Origin of the sequence: Cellulosimicrobium cellulans (assembly GCF_016907755.1) — a bacterium.
GTDB lineage: Bacteria > Actinomycetota > Actinomycetes > Actinomycetales > Cellulomonadaceae > Cellulosimicrobium > Cellulosimicrobium cellulans_D.
On the sequence record NZ_JAFBCN010000001.1, the window covers coordinates 4644892 to 4664139 of the forward strand.

Sequence of the window (19248 nt, forward strand, 5' to 3'; positions counted from 1 at the left end):
CCCAACCTCGTACCCGACCCGTGGCCCGGCGTCGTGGTTGGATCGGAGCATGACCACTGGAGAGAACGAGCTGTCCCGCCCCGAGGTCGACGCGCCGGAGGGGCCCGCCCCCACGGAGCTCGTCGTCGAGGACATCACCGTCGGCGACGGCCCCGAGGCCACGCCGGGCGCGACCGTGAACGTGCACTACCTCGGCGTCGAGTACGAGACGGGCGAGGAGTTCGACGCCTCGTGGAACCGCGGGCAGTCGATCAACTTCCCGCTGCGCAGCCTCATCGCGGGCTGGCAGCAGGGCATCCCCGGCATGAAGGTGGGCGGGCGCCGCAAGCTCGTCGTGCCGCCGGAGCTCGCCTACGGCCCCGCGGGCGGCGGCCACCGCCTGTCCGGCAAGACGCTGATCTTCGTCATCGACCTGCTCGGCGTGTCCTGACCGACCGCTGACGCGCGAGAGGGCCCTGGTCGTCGACCGGGGCCCTCTCGCTGTCTGCCCTGCCGGGCGTCGCCGTCGTGCGACCGGGCCCTACCGCGCGGGGCCGGGGCACGTGACCAGCGCCGCGTCCGTCTCCGGGGCGAGCGCGCCGGACGCCGTGCTCGCGACGGGTCCCGGCACCGGAGCGGTGCCTCGCTCCCGGCGGGCCGCCCGGAGGCGGACCACCGTGTCGACGAGGACACCGAGGAGGATCCCGCCGACGACGCCCACCACGACGGCGAGGAGCGGGCTGTCGCCGACCCAGGCGGCGGCGAGCGTGCCGATGAGGACCGAGTAGGTGGCCCACACGACCGACGCGACGGCGGAGAGCGCCATGAAGCGGCGGCGCGAGAAGCCCACGGCCCCCGCGGTCACGTTGACCGCCGTCCGCCCGACGGGCACGAACCGCGCGCCCAGGACGACGGACGCGCCGCGCCGGTCGAGCGAGCGCGTCGCCCACGCGACGGCGCGCTGACCGCGCGGGCCGCGCAGCACCGGCAGCGCGCGCGTGCCGACCGCCCGGCCGAGCGCGTAGGCGAGCTGGTCGCCGCACCAGGCGCCGAGCGCCGCGACGAGCAGGACGAGCCCCCAGGCGACACCCCCGCCGGACTGCGCTCCGACGGCGAGCATGACGATCACGGTCTCGCCGGGGATCGGCGGGAAGAACCCGTCGCCCGCGGTCGTCGCGAACAGCGTCGGCAGCGCCCACACCGAGTCGACGAGCGCGAGCAGCCACGCCTCGACCTGTCCCCACAGCTCCACGACCCACGCGACCATGCGTCCCAGCCTCGACCGCGCGGCCGCCCGGCACCATGGGGTATCCCCCCGGTTCTCCCCTGAGGCGACCCCGACCGGGCGCCCGCGGACACGTGGTCCCACGACCCTCCGGTCCGGGGGACAATGTGGCTCGACGCATTCGCCTCCCCGCGCCGCAGCCGGCGGGCGGGGACGTCCGTGATCGAGGAGCGCTGTGATCACTGTCAGCACCGACGGCTCGTGCCTGAGCAACCCGGGCGGCGCCATCGGGTGGGCGTGGATCAACCACGACGGCACGTTCGACTCCGGCGGCGCCGTGAGCGGGACCAACCAGGTCGCCGAGCTGACCGCGCTGCTCCAGGCGGTCCGTGCGCACCCCGGGGCGGAGCCGCTGCTCATCGAGTCCGACTCGCAGTACGCGATCAAGTGCGCGTCCGAGTGGGTCGTCGCCTGGAAGCGCAAGGGGTGGCGCACCGCGGGCGGGCAGCCGGTGAAGAACCTCGAGCTCGTCCAGGCGATCGACCGGGTCATCACCGAGCGCGCGGGGCCCGTCCGGTTCCGCTGGGTGCGCGGCCACGTCGGCGACCCGTTCAACGAGCGCGCCGACCAGCTCGCGGGCCTCGCCGCCCAGGACTGGGCCGCCGGTCGGGGTGATCTCGACGGCACGCTCGTCCCCGAGCTCGGCGACCCCACGCGACCGGTCGGCCGTGCGCCGGCCACCGCGCCCGTCCCGACCGCCGCCTCGCACGTCCCGGCACCGAGACAGCCGACCTCGGAGCCTGCGTGGGACATGGACACCCTGTTCGACTGACGCCCCCACCCGCCGAACACGACCTTGGTGTCGTTATCGAGCGGATAGCGCCATCAACGTCGTGCTCGACGCCGCGCAACGTCGAGCTCGACCGTCGGCGGCGGGTGCGACGATGGTCCGGTGACCGTCCTGCCGCGCACGGGCCCCGGGCCCACCGAGCACGCGGTCGGCGACCCTCCGGGCGCGGTCGCGCACCACGTGGTCGGCGAGCCGCTCGTCCGGCGCCTCCGGTCGGAGCGTCCCCTCGACCTGCACCTCACGCTCGCCCGGCTCTCCCGGGGGCCGTACGACCCGACGTTCCGCCGCATGCCGTCCGGGGACGTCTGGCGCACGACGCGGATGCCTGCCGGCCCCGCGACCTGCCGCCTCGCCCAGACGGGGCCGCGCGACGTCGTCGGGCACGCGTGGGGACCCGGCGCCCAGGAGGCGCTCGACGCCCTCCCCCACCTGCTGGGCGAGCACGACGACGACACCGGCTTCGTCCCGCCCGCGCCCCTGCGCGACGCGCACCGTCGCAGCACCGGGCTGCGCATCCCCCGCACCGGTCGCGTGCTGGAGGCGCTCGTCCCCGCGATCCTCGAGCAGCGCGTCCAGACGGTCGCCGCGTGGCGGTCGTGGGGCTGGCTCCTGCGCCGGTACGGGGAGCGCGCACCCGGTCCCGCGGGCGACGCCGGGATGCTCGTCGTGCCCGACGCCGCCACGTGGGCACGCGTCCCGTCGTGGGACTGGCACCGGGCGAACGTCGACCCGGGTCGCGCGCGGACGGTCGTCGCGGCGGCACGCGTCGCCCGCCGGCTCGAGGAGTGCGGCGCGCTGCTCGACGCCCAGGGGGCGGTCGCCGCCCACGCCCGGCTCCAGGCGGTCCCGGGCGTGGGCGTGTGGACCGCGGCCGAGGTGGCGCAGCGCGCGCTCGGCGACGCCGACGCCGTGTCGGTAGGCGACTACCACCTCGCCAAGGCGGTCGGCTGGGCGCTCGTCGGCGAGCGCGTCGACGACGACCGCATGCTCGAGCTCCTCGCGCCGTACTCCCCGCACCGCTACCGCGTGGTCCGGCTCCTGGAGCTCTCCGGCAGGGCGCAGGCCCCGCGGCGCGGCCCACGCCTCTCGATCCAGGACCACCGCGCGAACTGACGGCGCACGCGCCCCGCTGAGTGCATGAATTAGTCGCCGGAACGGCACGTTCCGGCGACTAATTCATGCACTCACAGTTACTCGGGGAGCGCGCACACCCCGTCGACGCAGGCCGCGGCGTCGTCCGCGCCCACGAGCGTGAGCGCGGGTGCGGTCTCGCGGTGCGGGGCGGCCGCGTCCGCGGCGCTCACGCTCATGAGCGTGGTGCGGCGCGGGTTCGCGATGGAGTGGTAGAGGTTCGTCGTGGTGTCGGTCATCTGGGGCCTCCTCGTGGGATCACGGGCGCCGGTGCACGTGTGGAGCCGGCGTCGGTGCGGGCTGCGTCCCAGTCTCGGTGATACCGAGTCGCAGGTCCACCGCACCGGGGTGTGAGATACGTCGCTCTCCGTACCTCGTCTCGCAGATCGGACAGGTCAGGCGGCGTCGCGCTCCGCGACGGCCTGCTGCAGCACCTGGACGAAGACCGCCGGGTCCTGCGCCCCCGAGACGCCGTACCGGCCGTCGACGACGAAGAACGGCACCCCGTTGATCCCGTAGGCACGTGCCTGGTCGATGTCCGCCTGGACGTCCTCGGCGTAGCGGCCGTCCTCGAGCGCGGCGACGACCTCGGCGCGGTCGAGCCCGACCTCCGCCGCGAGGTCCGCGAGCTCCTGGACACGGCCCACGTGGCGGCCCTCCTCGAAGTACGCCTTGAGGAGGCGCTCCTTCATCTCGACCTGCTTGCCGTGCGCCTTCGCGTGGTGCAGCAGCTCGTGGGCGGTGAGCGTCTTGGTGTGCTGGAGCGCGTCGAAGTCGTAGGCCAGGCCCTCGGCCGCGGCGAGCTGCGTCATCTGCCCGAGCATCTGCTCGACCTGCGCGCGGGGCATGCCCTTGTGCCCCGCGAGGAAGTCCACCTCGGTGCCGTCGAAGTCGACGGGAGTGTCCGGCGCCAGCTCGAACGAGTGGTACTCGATGTCGACCTGCGGGCCGTCACCGGCCTCGGCGAGCCGGCCGAGCGCCGTCTCGAGACGTCGCTTGCCGACGTAGCACCAGGGGCACGCGACGTCGGACCAGATGTCGATCTTCACCGTGGGAGCCGACGCGTCCGTCGCGACGGGGCTGTTCGTGGTCATGTGACCGTGCAACCGCCTGGACGACCGCACGATTCCCTCGCGGGCCGACGTCAGGGCGTGACGTTCGCCGCACGGTAGAGGTCCTGCAGCACCATGATCTCCGCGCCGTGATGGATCAGCTCGCGGTTCATGTGCGCGACGAGGTGGACGAACGGCGCCTGCGCGTCGATCTCCGTCGCCTGGCTCAGCCCGACCGTGAACGCCCCCTCGTCCGGCAGCGCGTCCACCCCGGCCCGCCACCGGTCCACCTCGCGCCGCAACCCCGCGACCGCCGGTCCGACCTCGCCCGAGAACGTCACGGAGTCGCGGCGGCGCTCGTGCGGCCCGAACGTCCACTCCCAGCGCTCGAAGAACGCCTCGGTCAGGTGCGCGACGAGCCACGCGATCGTCCGCGGCTGCGGCGAGTCCGGACCGTCCGGCCACTCCATCACCCAGTCGCCGACGCCGAGCGTGCGCGACGTGCGCTCGGTGCCACGGCGCACGACGCGCAGCGCGTCCGGCCCCGGCTCCCACTCGAGCTCGGCCTGGGTCAGCGTCGCGAGCCGTTCCGCGACCTCGAGCCACGAGAACCCGAGCTGGCCCCGCACGACCGCGAGCGTCGTCGGGACCGTGAGGATCGTCCAGTCGAACTCGGGGCTCCCGTACGCGATCTCCCCGTCCGCCGTCTCGTGCACCATCTCGCTCCCCTCCCCGCGGCGCCGTCGCCGCCCGTCCGTCAGTGTCCGCCCGACGCTAGCCGGACCCACCGACGCCTGCGCGCGAGAATGGGATCGACCCGTCCCCGTCCCCCGGAGTCCTCGTGCGCGTCCGCCCCCGTACCGTCCTGCTCGTCGCCACCGGGATCGCCGTCGTCCTGCTCGGCGCCCTCGTCGTGTTCCTCGCGATCAACGGGGTCGACGGCGTCCCCGGCTGACCCGCCCGACGCGCGCTCCGGGCCCCGCCGGGTGATCCTGCTGGAGGACCCCCGCAGGAAGGCCGACCCGTGACCGCGACCGACACCACGCCCGACCCGCAGCTCGTCCTCGTGCGCCACGGCGAGACGGAGTGGAGCGCGAGCGGTCGGCACACCGGCCGGTCGGACATCCCGCTCACGGTCGCGGGAGAGCAGCAGGCGGTCGCGGCGGGCGTGTGGCTGCAACGGTGGGCGGACCGCCGGGGACGACGCCCCGCCGTCGTGCTCTCGAGCCCGCGCCAGCGCGCCCGGCGCACCGCGGACCTGGCCGGGTTCCCCGACGCCGAGACCGACGACGACCTCGCCGAGTGGGACTACGGGCCCGTCGAGGGCCGGACCGCGGTCGCGGTCGGCGAGCAGCTGGGCCACGAGTGGCTGATCTTCCGCGACGGCGTGAACGTGCTCGCCGCCGCGAACGGGCACCGTGGCGAGGAGCTCGCCGACGTCGCCGCCCGGGCGGGGCGCGTGCTCGGACGCGTCGAGCCGGTCCTGCAGGGCGGCGACGACGTCGTCCTGTTCGCGCACGGGCACCTGCTCCGCGTCCTCGCGACCGTGTGGCTCGGGGTCGACCCGGCGCTGGGCGCGCGGTTCGAGCTCGGCACGGCCGCGATCTGCCTGCTGGGCTACGGGCACGGGCTGCGCACGGTCGAGGGCTGGAACCTCTCGGCACAGGGCTGAACCCGGCCGGCCGACCGGCGGGACGACCCTCCCCGTGCGGACCGCGAGGTGGCACGATGCTGCCCATGGGTCTGAGCGAGAAGCACCTCACCGAGGGCGAGCACGTCGTCATGGAGCTCAAGGAGCACGCGAAGGCCCTGTTCTGGCCGTTCGTGCTGCTCCTCGTCCTCGTCGCGGCGGTCGTCGTGACGGTCGTGCTCGTCCCGAACGACGTCGTCCGCTGGGTCGTCGCGGGCCTCGCCCTCGTCGCTGCGGTCGTCTGGGTGTTCGTGCCGTGGCTGCGCTGGCGGACCACGGAGTACACCGTGACGAACAAGCGCATCGCGATGCGCTCGGGCATCATCACGCGCACCGGGCGGGACATCCCGCTGTACCGGATCAACGACGTGAACTACGAGAAGGGCCCGATCGACCGGATCTTCGGCTGCGGGACGCTCGTCATCTCCGACGCGACCGACAAGCCGGGCCTGAACCTGCACGACGTCCCCGACGTCGAGAACGTGCAGGTCCGCCTGCACGACCTGCTCTTCACGGCCGACGACGGCTCCGACGACGGCGAGTGGCCGCCGAACGAGCCGCCGCGCGGCCCGCGCGCCCCCCGCATCCCGCGCGCGGAGCGCTGACAGCACGGCCCGCCGACTCCCGGGAGGGTGGTCGTCGGCGGGCCGCACGTACTGCCGCGAGAGGTCAGAGACCGCCGTCCGCGGAGACGGAGACGATCGAGCTGACCGACGGCGCGCTCGCGCGCGAGACGCCGCCCTTGGTCGCCCAGGCGCCGTACGCCACCTTGACCTGACCGTTGGAGACGTACTTCACGACGACGCGCGCCCTCGTGCAGCTGAGGTTCGTGACGCTCGCCGTCGCCCCGTTCATGGTGGGGCCGTTGACGCGGCAGCCGACGACCGCGGCGGACGCGGCCGGCGCCGTGACGGCGACGGCTCCGGTCGCGAGAAGACCTGCCACGAGGGCGGCGCTGAGGAACTTCTTCATGTCGTGCTCCCTGCTTGATCGACATTGATACGAGTGAGCGCTCAGCAGGAGCGTAGTGGAGCAGCGCCAGTTTGTCAGCGGCCCGCATGAATTCGCCGCCACGACGCTCCCTCCGGCGTCGCCGCAGGTGGGACGCGCGCCTGCTCAGTCCTCGATGCGCCGCCCGGCGGCGATCTCGGCGCGGGCACGCAGCTCGTCGGACAGCCGGATGTCGCCCTCGAGGTGCGCGACGAGGAGCCGGCGCGCGATCCCCGCCGCGCGCTCCGGGTCCGCGCCGCGCGCGTTCCACGCCCCGAACCAGTCGGCGAGGGTCACGCCGTGCTCGGGCCGGTAGCAGACCGTCACCGCGTCCCCCGCCCGCAGCTCGCCGTTGCGCACGACCCGCAGGTACGCACCCGTCCGGTTCGCGGCGGTGAACCGCTTGACCCACTTGTCCTCGCCGAGCCGCCGCGCGAACGTCGAGCACGGCGTGCGGGGCAGGGTCACCTCCAGCAGCGCAGAGCCCACGGACCAGCGCTCCCCCACGACCGCCCCGCTCACGGGGATGCCCCGCACGCGCAGGTTCTCTCCGAACAGGCCCGGCGGGATCTCGCGCTCGAGCTGCCCGACCCACCAGTCGGTGTCGTCCTGCCCGTACGCGTAGACGGCCTGCTCCTCACCGCCGTGGTTCGCACGGTCGGCCTGGAGGTCGGCGTAGAGACCGAGGCGTCGCACCTTCACCGGCCCGTCGACGGGCCGCTTGTCGATCGCCGTCACGCCGACCGGGCCGGCGTCGGGCAGGAGGGCGTGCACGCGGCACACCGCGAGGACCTCGCCCGTCGGGGCGCTGGAGGCGAGGGCGGTCACGGGCGCGGTGCCGTGAGACGCGGGGAGGTCGGTCGGCGAGGCGGACGGTGCAGCGGGAGACATCCCTCGATTCTCTCAGCGCGAGGTGGCCCAGGACACCGGGGACCAAGGTCACGGGACCGGTCTCACCCCGCACGGGTAGCGTCGGTGGCATGAGCGCCACCCGTCCCTCGCGCTGGGAGCAGAAGACCGCCGCCGACCCGTCGCACTCCACCTGGTACGTCGAACGCTTCCGGGCGATGGCCGCGCGCGGCGCCGACCTCGCGGGCGAGGCCCGGCTGGTCGACGCCATGCTGCCCCGGGGCTCGCGGGTGCTCGACGCGGGGTGCGGGCCGGGGCGGGTCGGCGCGGAGCTGTTCGCGCGCGGCCACACGGTCGTCGGGGTCGACGTCGACCCGGTGCTGGTCGAGGCCGCGCGCGCCGACCACCCGGGGCCCGACTGGCGCGTGGGCGACCTGGCCGAGCTCGACCTGCCCGCCGAGGGCGTCGCCGAGCCGTTCGACGTGATCGTGTGCGCGGGCAACGTCGTGACGTTCCTCGCGCCGGGCACCGAGGTCGAGGTCCTGCGCCGCTTCCGGGCGCACCTCGCCCCGGACGGTCGCGCCGTCGTCGGCTTCGGCACCGGGCGCGGCTACCCGCCCGAGCGGTTCCTCGCCGACGCCGCGGAGGCGGGGCTGCACCTCGACGTCGCCCTCGCGACGTGGGACCTGCGCCCGTGGACCCCGGACGCCGACTTCCTCGTCGCCGTGCTCGCCGCCGGCGCGGCGGGCTGAGCGCCCGGGCCGACGGCGCGGCTCAGGCGGGCGTGAACGTGAACGTCACGGCCCCGCCCGAGCTCCCCGGCTCGCCCTCCACGTCGTCGACGTGGAGCATGCCCGCGCCGTGCAGGTCGATCGCGTCCCCGAGGTCCGCCCGCAGGACGTCCTCGCCGCGCGGCGAGCGAACCGCGAGCTGCGCGAGCGCGCGCCCGGCGCCGACCCCGACGCGCATGACGCCCACCCGCACGTCGGCGAACTCCGCCTGCGCTCCCTGGGGCACGCGCGCCCGGCGCACCTCGTCGTTGCCTGCCATGCGTCAGCCTCCCGAGTAGACGGAGTCGAAGTTCTCCTTGTACTCCTGCTCGGTGAGCCAGAGGTCGCCGACCTTCTGCTCGCCGTCCAGCATGCCGCCCCCGGGCCCCCACGGGTTGACGACGTGGATCCTCATCTCGCCGTCGACCTCCTTGACCTCGGTGACGACGTACGCGTGGTTGGGGACGATGCGGCTGTCGTCGACCTCGTCCTCCCACCACCAGAACGCGTCGTCGTCCTCGGTGCCCACCGCGACCGGTCCGTCCTTCAGCCGGTCCTGGATGTCGGACAGGCTGAGCTCGCCCGACCGCTCGGCCGGACGGCCCGTGATGGCCTCGAACGCGTCGTCGGAGTGCCCGCCGTCGATGTCCTCGTAGTCGCCGCCGAAGTACTCTGCCGCCGCCTTCTCGTAGATCGACACCCAGTTCGGCTCGCCGTTCTGACCGCCGACGCCGTTCTCCGGCACCGTCGGCTCCACGACGATCTCGACCGGCTCGCCGTCCTTGTACATCGTCACGGTGTACGTGCCGTCGTCGTTGAGCCTGATGTGCTCGCGCAGGAACTCCGGGTCGGTCGTCGCGACGGCGCCCAGGCCGGCGAGGAACCAGCAGTCCCCGACCTGGCCCTGGTTGATGTCGTCGATCGAGAAGTCCTCGTTCTCGAGGTCGATCGGCGGGACGTCCTCGTAGTCGCCGAGGTCGTCGGTGAGGTCCGGGTCGCCGGGCCGGTCGCCGTCCTCCCCCGGCGTGCCACGGTCGCCGCCGTACCCGCCGGAGCCTCCACCGGATCCGCCGGCGCCGGATCCGCCGGCGCCGTCGGTGCTGGCGCTCTCCTGCTGGTCCGCCTGGCGCACGACGGCGGTCGCGGCGTCGCCGAGGACCGCCCCGACCGCCGCGACGGCCGGTGCGTGCGACGTGGACCACTCGCCGCGCAGGGCGTCGCCGTCCGGCCCCTCCCAGGGGCTGGACGTCACCAGCGCGTCGAGCTCGCCGCGCAGCGTCGTCAACCTGTCGGCGGCCTCGGACAACCGCTGTCCGAGCTGTCGCAGCTGTGCGACGTCCGCCCCGTACATCCCGCTCATGTCTCCCCCTCGCCCGCAGGTCGCCGAGACGGTACCGCCGTCCGCCCACGCCGGTCCATGGTGCGCGCTCCCCATCCCCGCGCGGGCCGCACCTCTGACCTCGCGTCGGTGCGCGCTGGTAGCGTCCCCCGCGGACGACGCACGCGACGACCGAGGGGGAGCATGATGGAGCAGGCCACGACACGGCGCCGGGGCGCGACGACGCGGACCGCGGGGGCGGTGCTCGCGCTGGGCGCGCTCGCCGTGCTCTCCGCGTGCGGCGGCGACGCCGAGCCGGCGGAGCCGCCGCCCGCCCCGGACGCCGTCACGGGATACGAACAGACCCGGCAGGACGTCCTCGCCGCCGTCGAGGACGTCTACGGCGCGGACGGCTGGGCCGACGACGGCAGCGCCTCGGCGACGGCGCAGGACGACGGCCGCTGCGTCGTCTTCCTCCCCGACGCGAGCACCACGCGCGCGGGCGGCGAGGGCTACGACCGGCTCGCCGACGTCGCCGACGCGCTCGCCCCGGTGCTCGACGAGCACGGGTTCGGCGAGCCGTCCGACGTCGTCGAGGCGGAGCACGGCGGGTCCGCCTCCGTCGAGGCCGAGGACCCGGCGGGATGGTCGGTCCGCGTCACCGCCGACGGCGACCTGGTCCGCCTCGACGTGTCCGGCCCGGTCGACCTCGACCCGTGCGACGAGGCCGGGCTGCCGGAGCTCGGCTGAGTCGTGCCGTCGTACCGCGTGACCCTCGCCGTGGGCCTGCTGCGCCCGGGCGCCGACCCCGAGGCCGTGCTGCCCGCCGCCGCGGCCGCGGCGCGCGACCTGACCACGGTCGAGGCGTACGACGTCGGCGTCGTGCGCGGCGAGGCCCGCGTGACCGTCCGCTTCCTCGCCGACACCGACGCGGCCGCGCACGACGTGGCCGACGCGGTCGAGGCCGGGGTGCGCGCGCACGCCGCGACGTCGGGCGGCCGCCTGACCCGCCGGTGGGGAGCACGCTGGCACCCGGCCTGACGGTCGCAGGACCCGGGCGGGAGGCCGGGCCGCCCGCCGCGCGACGTGGGCGCGGGACCGGTTCAATGGACGGACCTGTCACCGACGCCGGGGAGGCGCACCCGTGGCCACGAGGACCGGCCTGTTCCGCCGCAAGTCCGTCGAGGACTCGCTCGCGGCGATCGACGACCCGGAGCGGTCGCTCAAGCGCAGCCTGACGACCTGGGACCTCGCGGTCCTGGGGGTCGCGGTCGCGGTGGGCGCAGGGATCTTCTCCGTCGGCGCGACGGCCGCCGCGAACTACGCGGGACCGAGCGTCATCGTCTCGTTCGTCATCGCGTCGATCGTGTGCGCGCTCGCCGTCATGTGCTACGCCGAGTTCGCGTCCGCGATCCCCGTCGCCGGGTCGGCGTACACGTTCTCCTACGCGACCATGGGCGAGCTCGTCGCGTGGATCATCGGGTGGGACCTCATCCTCGAGATGCTGCTCGCGTCGGCGGTGATCGCGAAGTTCTGGGGCGTGTACCTGGGCGACGCGTTCGGGCTGTTCGGCATCGACCTCCCGCTGACGATCCCGATCGGCCCCGTCGACCTCGAGTGGGGGCCGGTGTTCATCGTCGCGGTGTTCACCACGCTGCTCGCGATCGGCACCAAGCTCAGCACGCGCGTCAACAGCGTGTTCACGGTCATCAAGGTCGGCATCACGCTGTTCGTCATCGTCGTCGGGTTCTTCTTCGTCGACGCGTCGAACTACTCGCCGTTCGTGCCGCCCGCCCAGCCCGCGCCGGAGCAGTCGGCGCTCGAGCAGCCGCTCGTCGGCTTCCTCACGGGGCTCGAGCCCACGACGTACGGCGTCATGGGCCTGCTCGCAGGCGCCGCGCTCGTGTTCTTCGCGTTCATCGGGTTCGACGTCGTCGCGACCACGGCCGAGGAGGCCAAGGACCCGCAGCGCACGCTCCCGCGCGGCATCCTCGGCGGCCTCGCGATCGTCACGGTCCTGTACATCCTCGTGACGCTCGTCGTGACCGGCATGGTGTCGTACACCGAGCTGGCGGAGTCCGACGCGCCCTCGTTGACGACGGCGTTCATCCTCGTGGGCGCCGACTGGGCCGGACGGGTCATCTCCGTCGGCATCCTCATCGGGCTGACGACGGTGATCATGGTGCTGCTGCTCGGGCTCACGCGCGTCGTCTTCGCGATGAGCCGCGACGGCCTGCTCCCTCGCGGCATCTCCCGGACCTCGCACCGGTACCACACGCCGATCCGCCTGCAGGTGGGCGTGGGGATCGTCGTGGCGCTCATCGCCGGGCTGTCCCAGGTGGAGCTGCTCGAGGAGATGATCAACATCGGGACGCTCTCGGCGTTCGTCCTCGTGAGCTTCGGCATCCCGATCCTGCGCCGCTCGCGCCCCGACCTGCAGCGCTCGTTCAAGGTGCCGTGGTCGCCCGTGCTGCCGATCGTGTCCGGCGTCGCGTGCCTGTGGCTCATGGCCAACCTCACGACGCTCACGTGGCTCCGCTTCCTCGGCTGGGTCGTCGTGGGCCTGGTGATCTACGCGTTCTACGGCTACCGGCACTCCGTCGCGGGGCGCGACTCCCTGAAGGGCGACGTCGCCGCGTAGGTGCCGCCGCGTCGGTGTCGCCCCCGAGGTACCGTGGGCGCGCATGAGCGCCACGGAGACCGCGATCACCGCCGACCTCGTCCGCGCGGCTCTGGCGGCGCAGCACCCGGACCTCGCCGGGCTGCCGCTCCGCGAGGTCGCGGGCGGCTGGGGGAACCAGATGTGGCGGCTCGGCGACGACCTGGCCGTGCGCGTGCAGCGCAGGGACCCGACGCCGGAGCCCCAGCTCAAGGAACGACGGTGGCTGCCCGTCCTCGCCCCGCGCCTCCCGCTCCCCGTGCCCGTCCCGGTGCGGCACGGCGAGCCGTCCGCGCGCCTCCCCCGGCACTGGACCGTGATGACCTGGGTCCCCGGCGAGCCGCTGGACCACGGCACGATCACCCGGGGCGCGGACGCCGCCGACGCTCTGGCGGGCTTCCTCCGCGCCCTGCACGTCCCGGCGCCCGCCGACGCGCCGACGCCCACGGACCGGGGCGCCCACCCCCGCGACGCCACGGACGGCTTCGAGGGGTTCCTGCGCGCCGTCGCCCCCGACGACGCCGCCGCCGTCCGGTCCGTCTGGGACGACGCCGTCGCGGCCCCCGCGTGGGCAGGACCGCCCGTGTGGGTGCACGGGGACCTGCACCCCGCGAACGTCGTCGTCGCGGACGGGACGCTCGCGGGGGTCGTGGACTTCGGCGACCTGTTCGCGGGCGACCCGGCGTGGGACCTCGCCGCCGCCTGGGTGCTGCTGCCCGCCGGCACCGCCGCGCGGTTCTTCGACTCGTACGCGCGAGCGGACGAGGCGACGGTCCTGCGCGCCCGCGGGCTGGCGGCGCTCAAGGCCCTCTTCCTCCTGCTCATGGGGCAGAACGGGGACCGCGGCCTGCCCGGCGGCAAGGCCCACTGGGGGCCCGCGGGGCGTGCGGCGCTCGACCGCGCCCTGGCAGGCTGACGAGCACGAGCAGACCGGCGGCGGACCCCAGCGTCTCGGATCACGGACACGTCGGCGAGCGCCTTGGCGGAACGCTAGACACCTCCTGACCAACCAACCGTTTTGGGGGATTTGATGAGAAAGATCATGACCACGGTCCTGTCCGCGACGCTCGTCCTGGGCGTCACGCTCGGAGCAGCCGGCCCTGCGGGCGCGGCGATCAGCTACCCGTCCGTCGGGGGCCGGTGGGACCACGGTGCGGACACCAAGGACGTCTGGTCGCACTACTACCACCCCAGCCTGATCCACAAGTCCTCGACCTACGGGCAGAACGGCCTGCGCAGCTCGGGCTGGCACCGGGCGAACACCACGTCCTACCAGTGGGACGAGGTCCGACTGTTCGGGAACAAGGCGTACTACGACGTCGCGTAGCACCCGGCCGGGTGCCGTCGGCCGCCGTCGACGGCACCCTGGCCCGTCACCGCTCACCGCACCACGCCCGAGGAGAACCTTGACTCCGCACCCGTTCGTCCGTCTCTCGGTCACCGCCCTCGTCGCCGTGACGTCGCTCCTCGTCGCGGGCTGCGGCCCGACCGGGTCGTCGGGGGACGCCGTCGACGTCCCGCCGTTCGACGGGCCGTACGCGGCCGAGTTCGCCGCGTTCTACGCCGACAGCCAGTCCGAGTTCGCCCGTCAGGCGATCGCCGACGAAGAGATCACGGACGCGGAGTACGCGGAGATGGAGCAGAAGTTCCGCACGTGCCTCGAGGGCGAGGGCGTGACGTTCTCCGGCTTCGAGCCCGACGGCTCGTACGAGGCCTCGCCCCTCCCCGGTGGCGGCGACCCGTACGAGGTCGTGAAGACCTGCGAGCGGGAGTCGGGCGCCGACACCGTCGGAGCCCTGCACGACATCATGGCGCAGAACCCGCAGAACCTCGACGTCCCCACGATCATGGCCGAGTGCCTGGTCGGCAAGGGGGTCGCGCCCGCCGGCTACTCGGCGGACGACTACCTCGCCGACATGGAGGGCCGGTTCTCGGACCTCGCTGCTCTGACGACCGAGGTCCGGGACGCACTGACGACGTGCTCGAGCGACCCGCTCGGCCTGGCCGGTGAGTGAGCGCCCCAGCCCTGCCAAGGCAGGCCTGTGGGCGGTCGGCGCCCTGACGCTCGTCGCCGTCGGGACCGCTCTCGGTGCCGCGTGGACGTCCCCGGCCGTCCCGGTACCGCTCCGGTCGCCGAGCCCGGTCACGAGCTTCCCGGTCCAGAGCGCGACCTTCGACGACGTGCGCTCCGTCCGGCTCGAGGTCTCCCGCGGCGAGGAGTCCGCCCTGACGTCTCCCGGTTCCGGCCTCGTCACCCGCTTCGACTGCCGCCCCGGTACGACGCTCGAGTCCGGCACCGCGCCCCTCTGGCTCGACGACGCGCCCGTCGTCGTGCTCGCGACCACCCTTCCCCTGTGGCGAGACCTTCCCGTGGGCGCGCAGGGCAACGACGTGCGAGCGCTCCAGGAGGAGCTGACGCGCCTGGGGCACACGGTCGAGGTGACCGGCACGCTCGGCACGAAGACGCTGCGGGCCGTCGAGGACCTCCTCGACGGCCTCGGCGATCCCACGTCCCTCACGTCCGTCTCGCGCGAGCGCTTCCTCTGGATCCCCGCGCCCTCGGTCGTCGTGGCGGGATGCTCGGTCTCGACGGGCGGTCCGCTCGAGGCGGGTGCCGAGATCGTCACCACGCCCGGCACGCTCACGAGCGTCGCCCTCCGTGACGACGCACCGTCCGACCTCGTCGCCGGCGCGCGCACGCTCCGGGTCGACGGGATCGACGTCGCGATCGAGCCGCAGAGCCCGATCACCGACCCGGGACTCCTCTCCCAGCTCGACGCGGCACCCTCGCTCCAACAGGTCGGCACGGGGGACGAGGCCCCCGTCGGCCAGCTGCGGTTGGCGCAACCGGTCGACGTGTCGGTCGTCCCACCCTCAGCGGTGCTCACGGCGCCGGACGGCACGACGTGCGTGACCACGGACGCCGTGCCCCACCCGCTGCGAGTCGTGGGGTCCGAGCTCGGGCAGACGTTCGTCCTGTTCGACGACGCGCCGCCTCCCGCCGTGGACACCTCGCCCCGACGGGACGCCCCGTGCGCGTGACGGCGACCGGCCTCGGGCACCACTTCCCCGGGCGACCATGGCTCTTCCGCGGGCTCGAGCTCGACCTGCGGCCAGGTCGCACGTACGCGCTCACCGGCCCGTCGGGGTCGGGCAAGAGCACCCTGCTCGGCCTGCTCGCCGGGTGGGAGACTCCCCGCGCGGGTGCCGTCCACCGAGACGGCGTCGGGCGCACCGGCTGGGTGTTCCAGAACCCTCACGGGACGCCTCGGCGCACGGCGCTCGATCACGTCGTCCTCCCCCTGCTCGTGCGCGGCCTGCGCCCGCAGGAGGCTGAGCGTCGATCCGTCGAGCTCCTGGGCAGGTTCGGGCTGGAGGGCGTCGCGCAGCAACAGTTCCGCCGCCTCTCGGGAGGCGAGGCACAGCGTCTGATGCTGGCACGAGCCATCGCGTCCGAACCCGGGCTCCTGCTCGTCGACGAACCGACCGCGCAGCTCGACCTGCCGACCGCCCGCACCGTCAACGAGTCGCTCGGCGCCCTGCGCTCGCCCGGGACGATCATCGTCGTCGCGACCCACGACGTCGCGACCCGGGACTCGTGCTCGGACCACGTCGACCTGACGCTCCACGCCGCCGCATGAGGCTGCGCTCGATCCTCCGCGAGACGTGGCGCAACACCTCCACCGGGACGGCGAGGTCCGTCACCCTGGCGCTGGTGCTGACCGGCCTGGTGGTGATCGCGTCGAGCGCCGAGATCTCGACCGTGGCGGCGCTCGAGCGGCAGGCCGCGGCCTTCCGGGCCGCTGGCGCCTCGGTCCTCACCATCTCGGCGCCGGGCCGGGTCGACGGCGCGCGGTGCGAGTCGCTGCGCGACCTGCCCGGCGTGCACGCTGCCGGTGCGCTCACCCTCCGGCCCGGCGAGTCCGTCGCCGCCGTCGCGCTGCCGGGTGCGCCCATGCCGGTCGCGGACGCGAGCCCGGGGTTCGCGTCCGTGGTCGGCGCCACGACCGACGGTGGACCGGGGCTGATCCTGGCCGCCGACGCCGCCACGACGCTCGGCACCACCGTCGGCGACCGCCTCGCGACGACGACCGGGGCGTCCCGCCTGGCGGGCACCTACGTCTACCCGCGCGACGGACGACGCGACGGCTACGGGTACCTCGCCGTCGGCGTCACCGGGACCGACGCACCGTTCGACGAGTGCTGGGTCGAGGCGTGGCCGCTGACCACGGACCTGAACCCCCTGCTCTTCACGGTGCTCCGGCCCGGCGGTGACGCCGACGACGTCCCCCAGGTGCAGCAGCTCAACCCCACCCTGGGTGCCGAGTTCGACGGTGCCGGCCTGTACCGAGAGCGCGTCACCCGGTTCGGAGGGCTCCTCGTCGGCCTGGTCGCCGCCGTGGTCGCGTTCGTCGCCGTCCGTGCTCGGCGGGTGGAGCTCGCCACGGCGCTCCACGACGGGATGCGACGACGCGACCTGTGGACGATCGTGGCGCTGGAGTCGACGTTCTGGACGGCTCCGGCGACGGCGGTCGGGATGGCGCTCTCGCTCGCCTGGTTCGGCCGCGACGGTGACCTGCTGGTCGGAGCGGTACTCGGCACGCGCGTGGTCCTGTCCGTGCTGGTCGGTGGCGCGACAGGCGTTGTCGTCGCGCTGGCGACGACGCGCGAGAGGCACCTGTTCGCCTACGCGAAGGACCGATGACCGCTCCCGGGCCGCACACACAACCTACGCAACCGTAGGTTACGGTGGCGTAGTGAACACTCTGGCGACGAGGCCGTGGACCGACCGCTACGCCCCCGGCGTCCCGACGGACGTCGAGGTCCCCGACGAGCCGGTCACGGCCGCCCTCTACCGCGCGGCCGAGCGCTGGCCCGACCGCGTCGCGGTCGACTTCTTCGGCGCGACCACGACCTACGCCCGGCTCGTCGCGCAGGTCGAGCGCGCCGCGAGCGCCCTGCACGACCTCGGGGTGCGCCACGGCGACCGCGTCGCGCTCGTGCTGCCCAACGGCACGTCGCACGTCGTCGCGTTCTACGCCGTCCAGCGTCTCGGTGCCGTCGTCGTCGAGCACAACCCCACCTACACCGCCGACGAGCTCGCCCACCAGCTCGCCGACTCCGGGGCGAGCGTCGCCGTCGTGTGGACCAAGACCGTCCCTGCCGTGCTCGAGGCCCGCGCGCACACGCCGGGCCTGCGCACGGTCGTCGGCCTCGACATCGCGCGCGACCTGCCCCGCGGGAGCCGCCTCGCGCTGCGCCTGCCCGTCGCCCGCGCCCGGGCCCAGCGCGACGCGCTGCGCGGCCCCGTGCCCGCCGGCGTCCCCGACTGGCACGACCTCGTGCGCCGGGCACGTGCTCTCCCGCCGGCGCTCCCCCACCCGGGCGCCGACGACGTCGCGCTCCTCCAGTACACCGGCGGCACCACGGGCACCCCCAAGGGCGCGGTGCTCACGCACCGCAACCTCGTCGCGAACGTCGAGCAGGGCCAGGCGTGGGCGACGTTCGAGGAGGGCGCCGAGACCGTCTACGGCGTGCTGCCCTTCTTCCACGCGTTCGGGCTGACGTTCTGCCTCACCCTGCCCGCGCGCATCGGCGCGACGCTCGTCGCGTTCCCCAAGTTCGACCCCCAGGCGTTCGTCGCCGCGCAGGCGCGCCGCCCCGCGACGTTCCTGCCGGGCGTCGCGCCCATGTTCGACCGCATCGTCATCGCGGCGGGCGCGGCGCCGGGCGCGGGCGGCGACCTCACCTCGATCCGCCTCGCGTTCGCGGGCGCCATGCCGATCACCGCCGAGACCGCGCGGCGGTGGGAGGACGCGACGGGCGGGCTGCTCATCGAGGGCTACGGCATGACCGAGACCTCCCCGATCTCGCTCGGCAACCCCTGCTCGGACGACCGCCGCCCCGGCACGCTCGGCCTCCCCTTCCCCAGCACCGAGATCCGCGTGGTCGACGCCGACGCGCTCGACGCCGGGAACCTGCGCGACGCCGACCCCGAGCCCACCGACGACCCCGCCGCGCCGCGCACCGTGCGCGGCGAGCTGCTCGTCCGCGGCCCGCAGGTGTTCCGCGGCTACTGGAACCGCCCCGAGGAGACCGCGCACCAGCTCCTCGACGACGGCTGGCTGCGCACCGGCGACGTCGTCCGGGTCGCGCTCGACGGCCCCGACGCCGGCCTCGTCACGCTCGTCGACCGCATCAAGGAGATGATCGTCACCGGCGGGTTCAAGGTGTACCCCTCCCAGGTGGAGGACCACCTGCGCGGGATGCCCGGCGTCCGGGACGTCGCGGTCGTCGGCGTCCCCGGCAACGGCTCCGACGAGCACGTCGCCGCCGTCGTCGTGCTCGACGACGCGGACGCGGCCTCGCCTCCGCGCGTCGACCTCGCCGCCGTGCGCGAGTGGGGCGAGAAGCGCCTGGCCCGCTACGCCCTGCCCCGCACGCTCGCCGTCGTGCCGGAGCTGCCGCGCTCCCAGATCGGCAAGGTCCTGCGCCGCGTCGTCCGCGAGGACCTCCTGGGCCGCGACGACGTCGAGCACCACCGCGCCTGACACCCCCGCCCCGACCCGGCAACTGCCGAGGGAGAACCCTGGTCGGCCGGAGTAGAGCCGTGGTCCGCCGAAGGAGAACCCAGGTCGTGCGGGGCCTGCGGGTGCCCGGGTGAGTAAGGACCAGGGTGAGACGACGTCGGGCGGGGTGGGTGGTGGTGCCGCGTCGTGGCGGGCCTGGCGGGAG

The 19248-nt window shown here is 74.3% G+C and carries 24 protein-coding genes; 16 read left to right on the forward strand and 8 right to left on the reverse strand.

The features are described from left to right. Nucleotides 1-49 precede the first annotated feature (49 nt). The gene (locus JOE63_RS20105) at nt 50-430 is read left to right on the forward strand and encodes an FKBP-type peptidyl-prolyl cis-trans isomerase (RefSeq protein ID WP_087470098.1); all 381 of its coding nucleotides are present in this window, start codon (nt 50-52) and stop codon (nt 428-430) included. A 90-nt stretch (nt 431-520) separates the two neighbouring features. Here JOE63_RS20105 and JOE63_RS20110 read toward each other — a convergent pair whose 3' ends face one another. Next, the gene (locus JOE63_RS20110) at nt 521-1246 is read right to left on the reverse strand and encodes a DedA family protein (RefSeq protein WP_204543219.1); all 726 of its coding nucleotides are present in this window, start codon (nt 1244-1246) and stop codon (nt 521-523) included. Nucleotides 1247-1439: 193 nt separating this feature from the next. On the opposite strand from JOE63_RS20110, the gene JOE63_RS20115 reads away from it, so the two are divergent. Continuing rightward, nucleotides 1440-2036 (forward strand): ribonuclease H family protein, encoded by a 597-nt coding sequence (locus JOE63_RS20115; RefSeq protein WP_204543220.1) that lies wholly within the window; start codon nt 1440-1442, stop codon nt 2034-2036. Between the two features lie 120 nt (nt 2037-2156). Continuing rightward, entirely contained in the window at nt 2157-3167 is a 1011-nt protein-coding gene (locus tag JOE63_RS20120) for a DNA-3-methyladenine glycosylase family protein (RefSeq protein WP_307840264.1), read from the forward strand. 77 nt (nt 3168-3244) lie between these two features. Here JOE63_RS20120 and JOE63_RS20125 read toward each other — a convergent pair whose 3' ends face one another. The 3 genes from JOE63_RS20125 to JOE63_RS20135 form a co-directional block, all read right to left on the reverse strand. Next, nucleotides 3245-3424 carry a hypothetical protein gene (locus JOE63_RS20125; protein ID WP_204543221.1) on the reverse strand — a complete coding sequence of 60 codons (180 nt, stop codon included), beginning with the start codon at nt 3422-3424 and terminating at the stop codon, nt 3245-3247. A 156-nt stretch (nt 3425-3580) separates the two neighbouring features. Then, nucleotides 3581-4279 carry a DsbA family oxidoreductase gene (locus JOE63_RS20130; protein WP_087470102.1) on the reverse strand — a complete coding sequence of 233 codons (699 nt, stop codon included), beginning with the start codon at nt 4277-4279 and terminating at the stop codon, nt 3581-3583. 50 nt (nt 4280-4329) lie between these two features. Beyond that, complete coding sequence (locus JOE63_RS20135; RefSeq protein ID WP_087470103.1) at nt 4330-4956, reverse strand: DinB family protein; 627 nt, start codon at nt 4954-4956, stop codon at nt 4330-4332. Nucleotides 4957-5261: 305 nt separating this feature from the next. On the opposite strand from JOE63_RS20135, the gene JOE63_RS20140 reads away from it, so the two are divergent. Continuing rightward, complete coding sequence (locus JOE63_RS20140) at nt 5262-5909, forward strand: histidine phosphatase family protein (RefSeq protein WP_087470104.1); 648 nt, start codon at nt 5262-5264, stop codon at nt 5907-5909. 65 nt (nt 5910-5974) lie between these two features. Further along, the gene (locus JOE63_RS20145; protein ID WP_204543222.1) at nt 5975-6532 is read left to right on the forward strand and encodes a PH domain-containing protein; all 558 of its coding nucleotides are present in this window, start codon (nt 5975-5977) and stop codon (nt 6530-6532) included. A 64-nt stretch (nt 6533-6596) separates the two neighbouring features. Here JOE63_RS20145 and JOE63_RS20150 read toward each other — a convergent pair whose 3' ends face one another. Continuing rightward, on the reverse strand, nt 6597-6899 hold the full coding sequence (locus tag JOE63_RS20150) for a hypothetical protein (protein WP_204543223.1): 303 nt from the start codon (nt 6897-6899) through the stop codon (nt 6597-6599). 144 nt (nt 6900-7043) lie between these two features. Further along, nucleotides 7044-7808 carry an MOSC domain-containing protein gene (locus JOE63_RS20155; RefSeq protein WP_204543225.1) on the reverse strand — a complete coding sequence of 255 codons (765 nt, stop codon included), beginning with the start codon at nt 7806-7808 and terminating at the stop codon, nt 7044-7046. An 89-nt stretch (nt 7809-7897) separates the two neighbouring features. On the opposite strand from JOE63_RS20155, the gene JOE63_RS20160 reads away from it, so the two are divergent. Then, entirely contained in the window at nt 7898-8518 is a 621-nt protein-coding gene (locus JOE63_RS20160) for a class I SAM-dependent methyltransferase (protein ID WP_204543227.1), read from the forward strand. A 22-nt stretch (nt 8519-8540) separates the two neighbouring features. Here the strand turns inward: JOE63_RS20160 and JOE63_RS20165 are convergent, their stop codons facing one another. Both JOE63_RS20165 and JOE63_RS20170 read right to left on the reverse strand, forming a co-directional pair. Continuing rightward, nucleotides 8541-8816: a hypothetical protein gene (locus JOE63_RS20165; RefSeq protein WP_087470109.1), complete on the reverse strand. Its 276-nt coding sequence runs from the start codon at nt 8814-8816 to the stop codon at nt 8541-8543. A gap of 3 nt (nt 8817-8819) precedes the next feature. Continuing rightward, nucleotides 8820-9896, reverse strand: coding sequence for a C2 family cysteine protease (locus JOE63_RS20170; RefSeq protein WP_204543229.1), 1077 nt, complete (start codon nt 9894-9896; stop codon nt 8820-8822). 162 nt (nt 9897-10058) lie between these two features. Here JOE63_RS20170 and JOE63_RS20175 point away from each other — a divergent pair, with 162 nt between their 5' ends. From JOE63_RS20175 to JOE63_RS20220, 10 genes are all read left to right on the forward strand, one after another. After that, nucleotides 10059-10604 (forward strand): hypothetical protein, encoded by a 546-nt coding sequence (locus JOE63_RS20175; RefSeq protein ID WP_204543231.1) that lies wholly within the window; start codon nt 10059-10061, stop codon nt 10602-10604. 3 nt (nt 10605-10607) lie between these two features. Then, nucleotides 10608-10895: a hypothetical protein gene (locus JOE63_RS20180; protein WP_087470112.1), complete on the forward strand. Its 288-nt coding sequence runs from the start codon at nt 10608-10610 to the stop codon at nt 10893-10895. A 103-nt stretch (nt 10896-10998) separates the two neighbouring features. Continuing rightward, nucleotides 10999-12495, forward strand: a complete 1497-nt coding sequence (locus JOE63_RS20185) for an amino acid permease (RefSeq protein ID WP_087470113.1) — start codon at nt 10999-11001, stop codon at nt 12493-12495. A gap of 43 nt (nt 12496-12538) precedes the next feature. Further along, a complete protein-coding gene (locus JOE63_RS20190) occupies nt 12539-13429 on the forward strand; it encodes a phosphotransferase (protein ID WP_204543233.1) in 891 nt (296 codons plus the stop codon). Nucleotides 13430-13555: 126 nt separating this feature from the next. After that, nucleotides 13556-13840, forward strand: coding sequence for a lactococcin 972 family bacteriocin (locus JOE63_RS20195; RefSeq protein WP_157759484.1), 285 nt, complete (start codon nt 13556-13558; stop codon nt 13838-13840). A gap of 79 nt (nt 13841-13919) precedes the next feature. After that, on the forward strand, nt 13920-14528 hold the full coding sequence (locus JOE63_RS20200) for a hypothetical protein (RefSeq protein WP_204543235.1): 609 nt from the start codon (nt 13920-13922) through the stop codon (nt 14526-14528). Next, nucleotides 14521-15555 (forward strand): peptidoglycan-binding domain-containing protein, encoded by a 1035-nt coding sequence (locus tag JOE63_RS20205; protein ID WP_204543237.1) that lies wholly within the window; start codon nt 14521-14523, stop codon nt 15553-15555. Before JOE63_RS20200 ends, JOE63_RS20205 begins: the two co-directional genes overlap by 8 nt. Beyond that, complete coding sequence (locus JOE63_RS20210; RefSeq protein ID WP_087470118.1) at nt 15546-16154, forward strand: ABC transporter ATP-binding protein; 609 nt, start codon at nt 15546-15548, stop codon at nt 16152-16154. Before JOE63_RS20205 ends, JOE63_RS20210 begins: the two co-directional genes overlap by 10 nt. Then, the gene (locus tag JOE63_RS20215; protein WP_204543239.1) at nt 16151-17218 is read left to right on the forward strand and encodes a hypothetical protein; all 1068 of its coding nucleotides are present in this window, start codon (nt 16151-16153) and stop codon (nt 17216-17218) included. Before JOE63_RS20210 ends, JOE63_RS20215 begins: the two co-directional genes overlap by 4 nt. Nucleotides 17219-17270: 52 nt before the next feature. Beyond that, entirely contained in the window at nt 17271-19064 is a 1794-nt protein-coding gene (locus JOE63_RS20220) for an AMP-binding protein (RefSeq protein WP_307840266.1), read from the forward strand. The last annotated feature ends 184 nt before the right edge of the window (nt 19065-19248 follow it).

What these genes read in the sequence shown, in the direction of transcription:
- JOE63_RS20170 (WP_204543229.1), bottom strand. Translation starts at nt 9,896, where the DNA reads ATGAGCGGGATGTACGGGGCGGACGTCGCACAGCTGCGACAGCTCGGA.
- JOE63_RS20125 (WP_204543221.1), bottom strand. Translation starts at nt 3,424, where the DNA reads ATGACCGACACCACGACGAACCTCTACCACTCCATCGCGAACCCGCGC.
- JOE63_RS20150 (WP_204543223.1), bottom strand. Translation starts at nt 6,899, where the DNA reads ATGAAGAAGTTCCTCAGCGCCGCCCTCGTGGCAGGTCTTCTCGCGACC.
- JOE63_RS20130 (WP_087470102.1), bottom strand. Translation starts at nt 4,279, where the DNA reads ATGACCACGAACAGCCCCGTCGCGACGGACGCGTCGGCTCCCACGGTG.
- JOE63_RS20190 (WP_204543233.1), top strand. Translation starts at nt 12,539, where the DNA reads ATGAGCGCCACGGAGACCGCGATCACCGCCGACCTCGTCCGCGCGGCT.
- JOE63_RS20175 (WP_204543231.1), top strand. Translation starts at nt 10,059, where the DNA reads ATGATGGAGCAGGCCACGACACGGCGCCGGGGCGCGACGACGCGGACC.
- JOE63_RS20145 (WP_204543222.1), top strand. Translation starts at nt 5,975, where the DNA reads ATGGGTCTGAGCGAGAAGCACCTCACCGAGGGCGAGCACGTCGTCATG.
- JOE63_RS20105 (WP_087470098.1), top strand. Translation starts at nt 50, where the DNA reads ATGACCACTGGAGAGAACGAGCTGTCCCGCCCCGAGGTCGACGCGCCG.
- JOE63_RS20195 (WP_157759484.1), top strand. Translation starts at nt 13,556, where the DNA reads ATGACCACGGTCCTGTCCGCGACGCTCGTCCTGGGCGTCACGCTCGGA.
- JOE63_RS20155 (WP_204543225.1), bottom strand. Translation starts at nt 7,808, where the DNA reads ATGTCTCCCGCTGCACCGTCCGCCTCGCCGACCGACCTCCCCGCGTCT.
- JOE63_RS20110 (WP_204543219.1), bottom strand. Translation starts at nt 1,246, where the DNA reads ATGGTCGCGTGGGTCGTGGAGCTGTGGGGACAGGTCGAGGCGTGGCTG.
- JOE63_RS20135 (WP_087470103.1), bottom strand. Translation starts at nt 4,956, where the DNA reads ATGGTGCACGAGACGGCGGACGGGGAGATCGCGTACGGGAGCCCCGAG.
- JOE63_RS20160 (WP_204543227.1), top strand. Translation starts at nt 7,898, where the DNA reads ATGAGCGCCACCCGTCCCTCGCGCTGGGAGCAGAAGACCGCCGCCGAC.
- JOE63_RS20165 (WP_087470109.1), bottom strand. Translation starts at nt 8,816, where the DNA reads ATGGCAGGCAACGACGAGGTGCGCCGGGCGCGCGTGCCCCAGGGAGCG.
- JOE63_RS20215 (WP_204543239.1), top strand. Translation starts at nt 16,151, where the DNA reads ATGAGGCTGCGCTCGATCCTCCGCGAGACGTGGCGCAACACCTCCACC.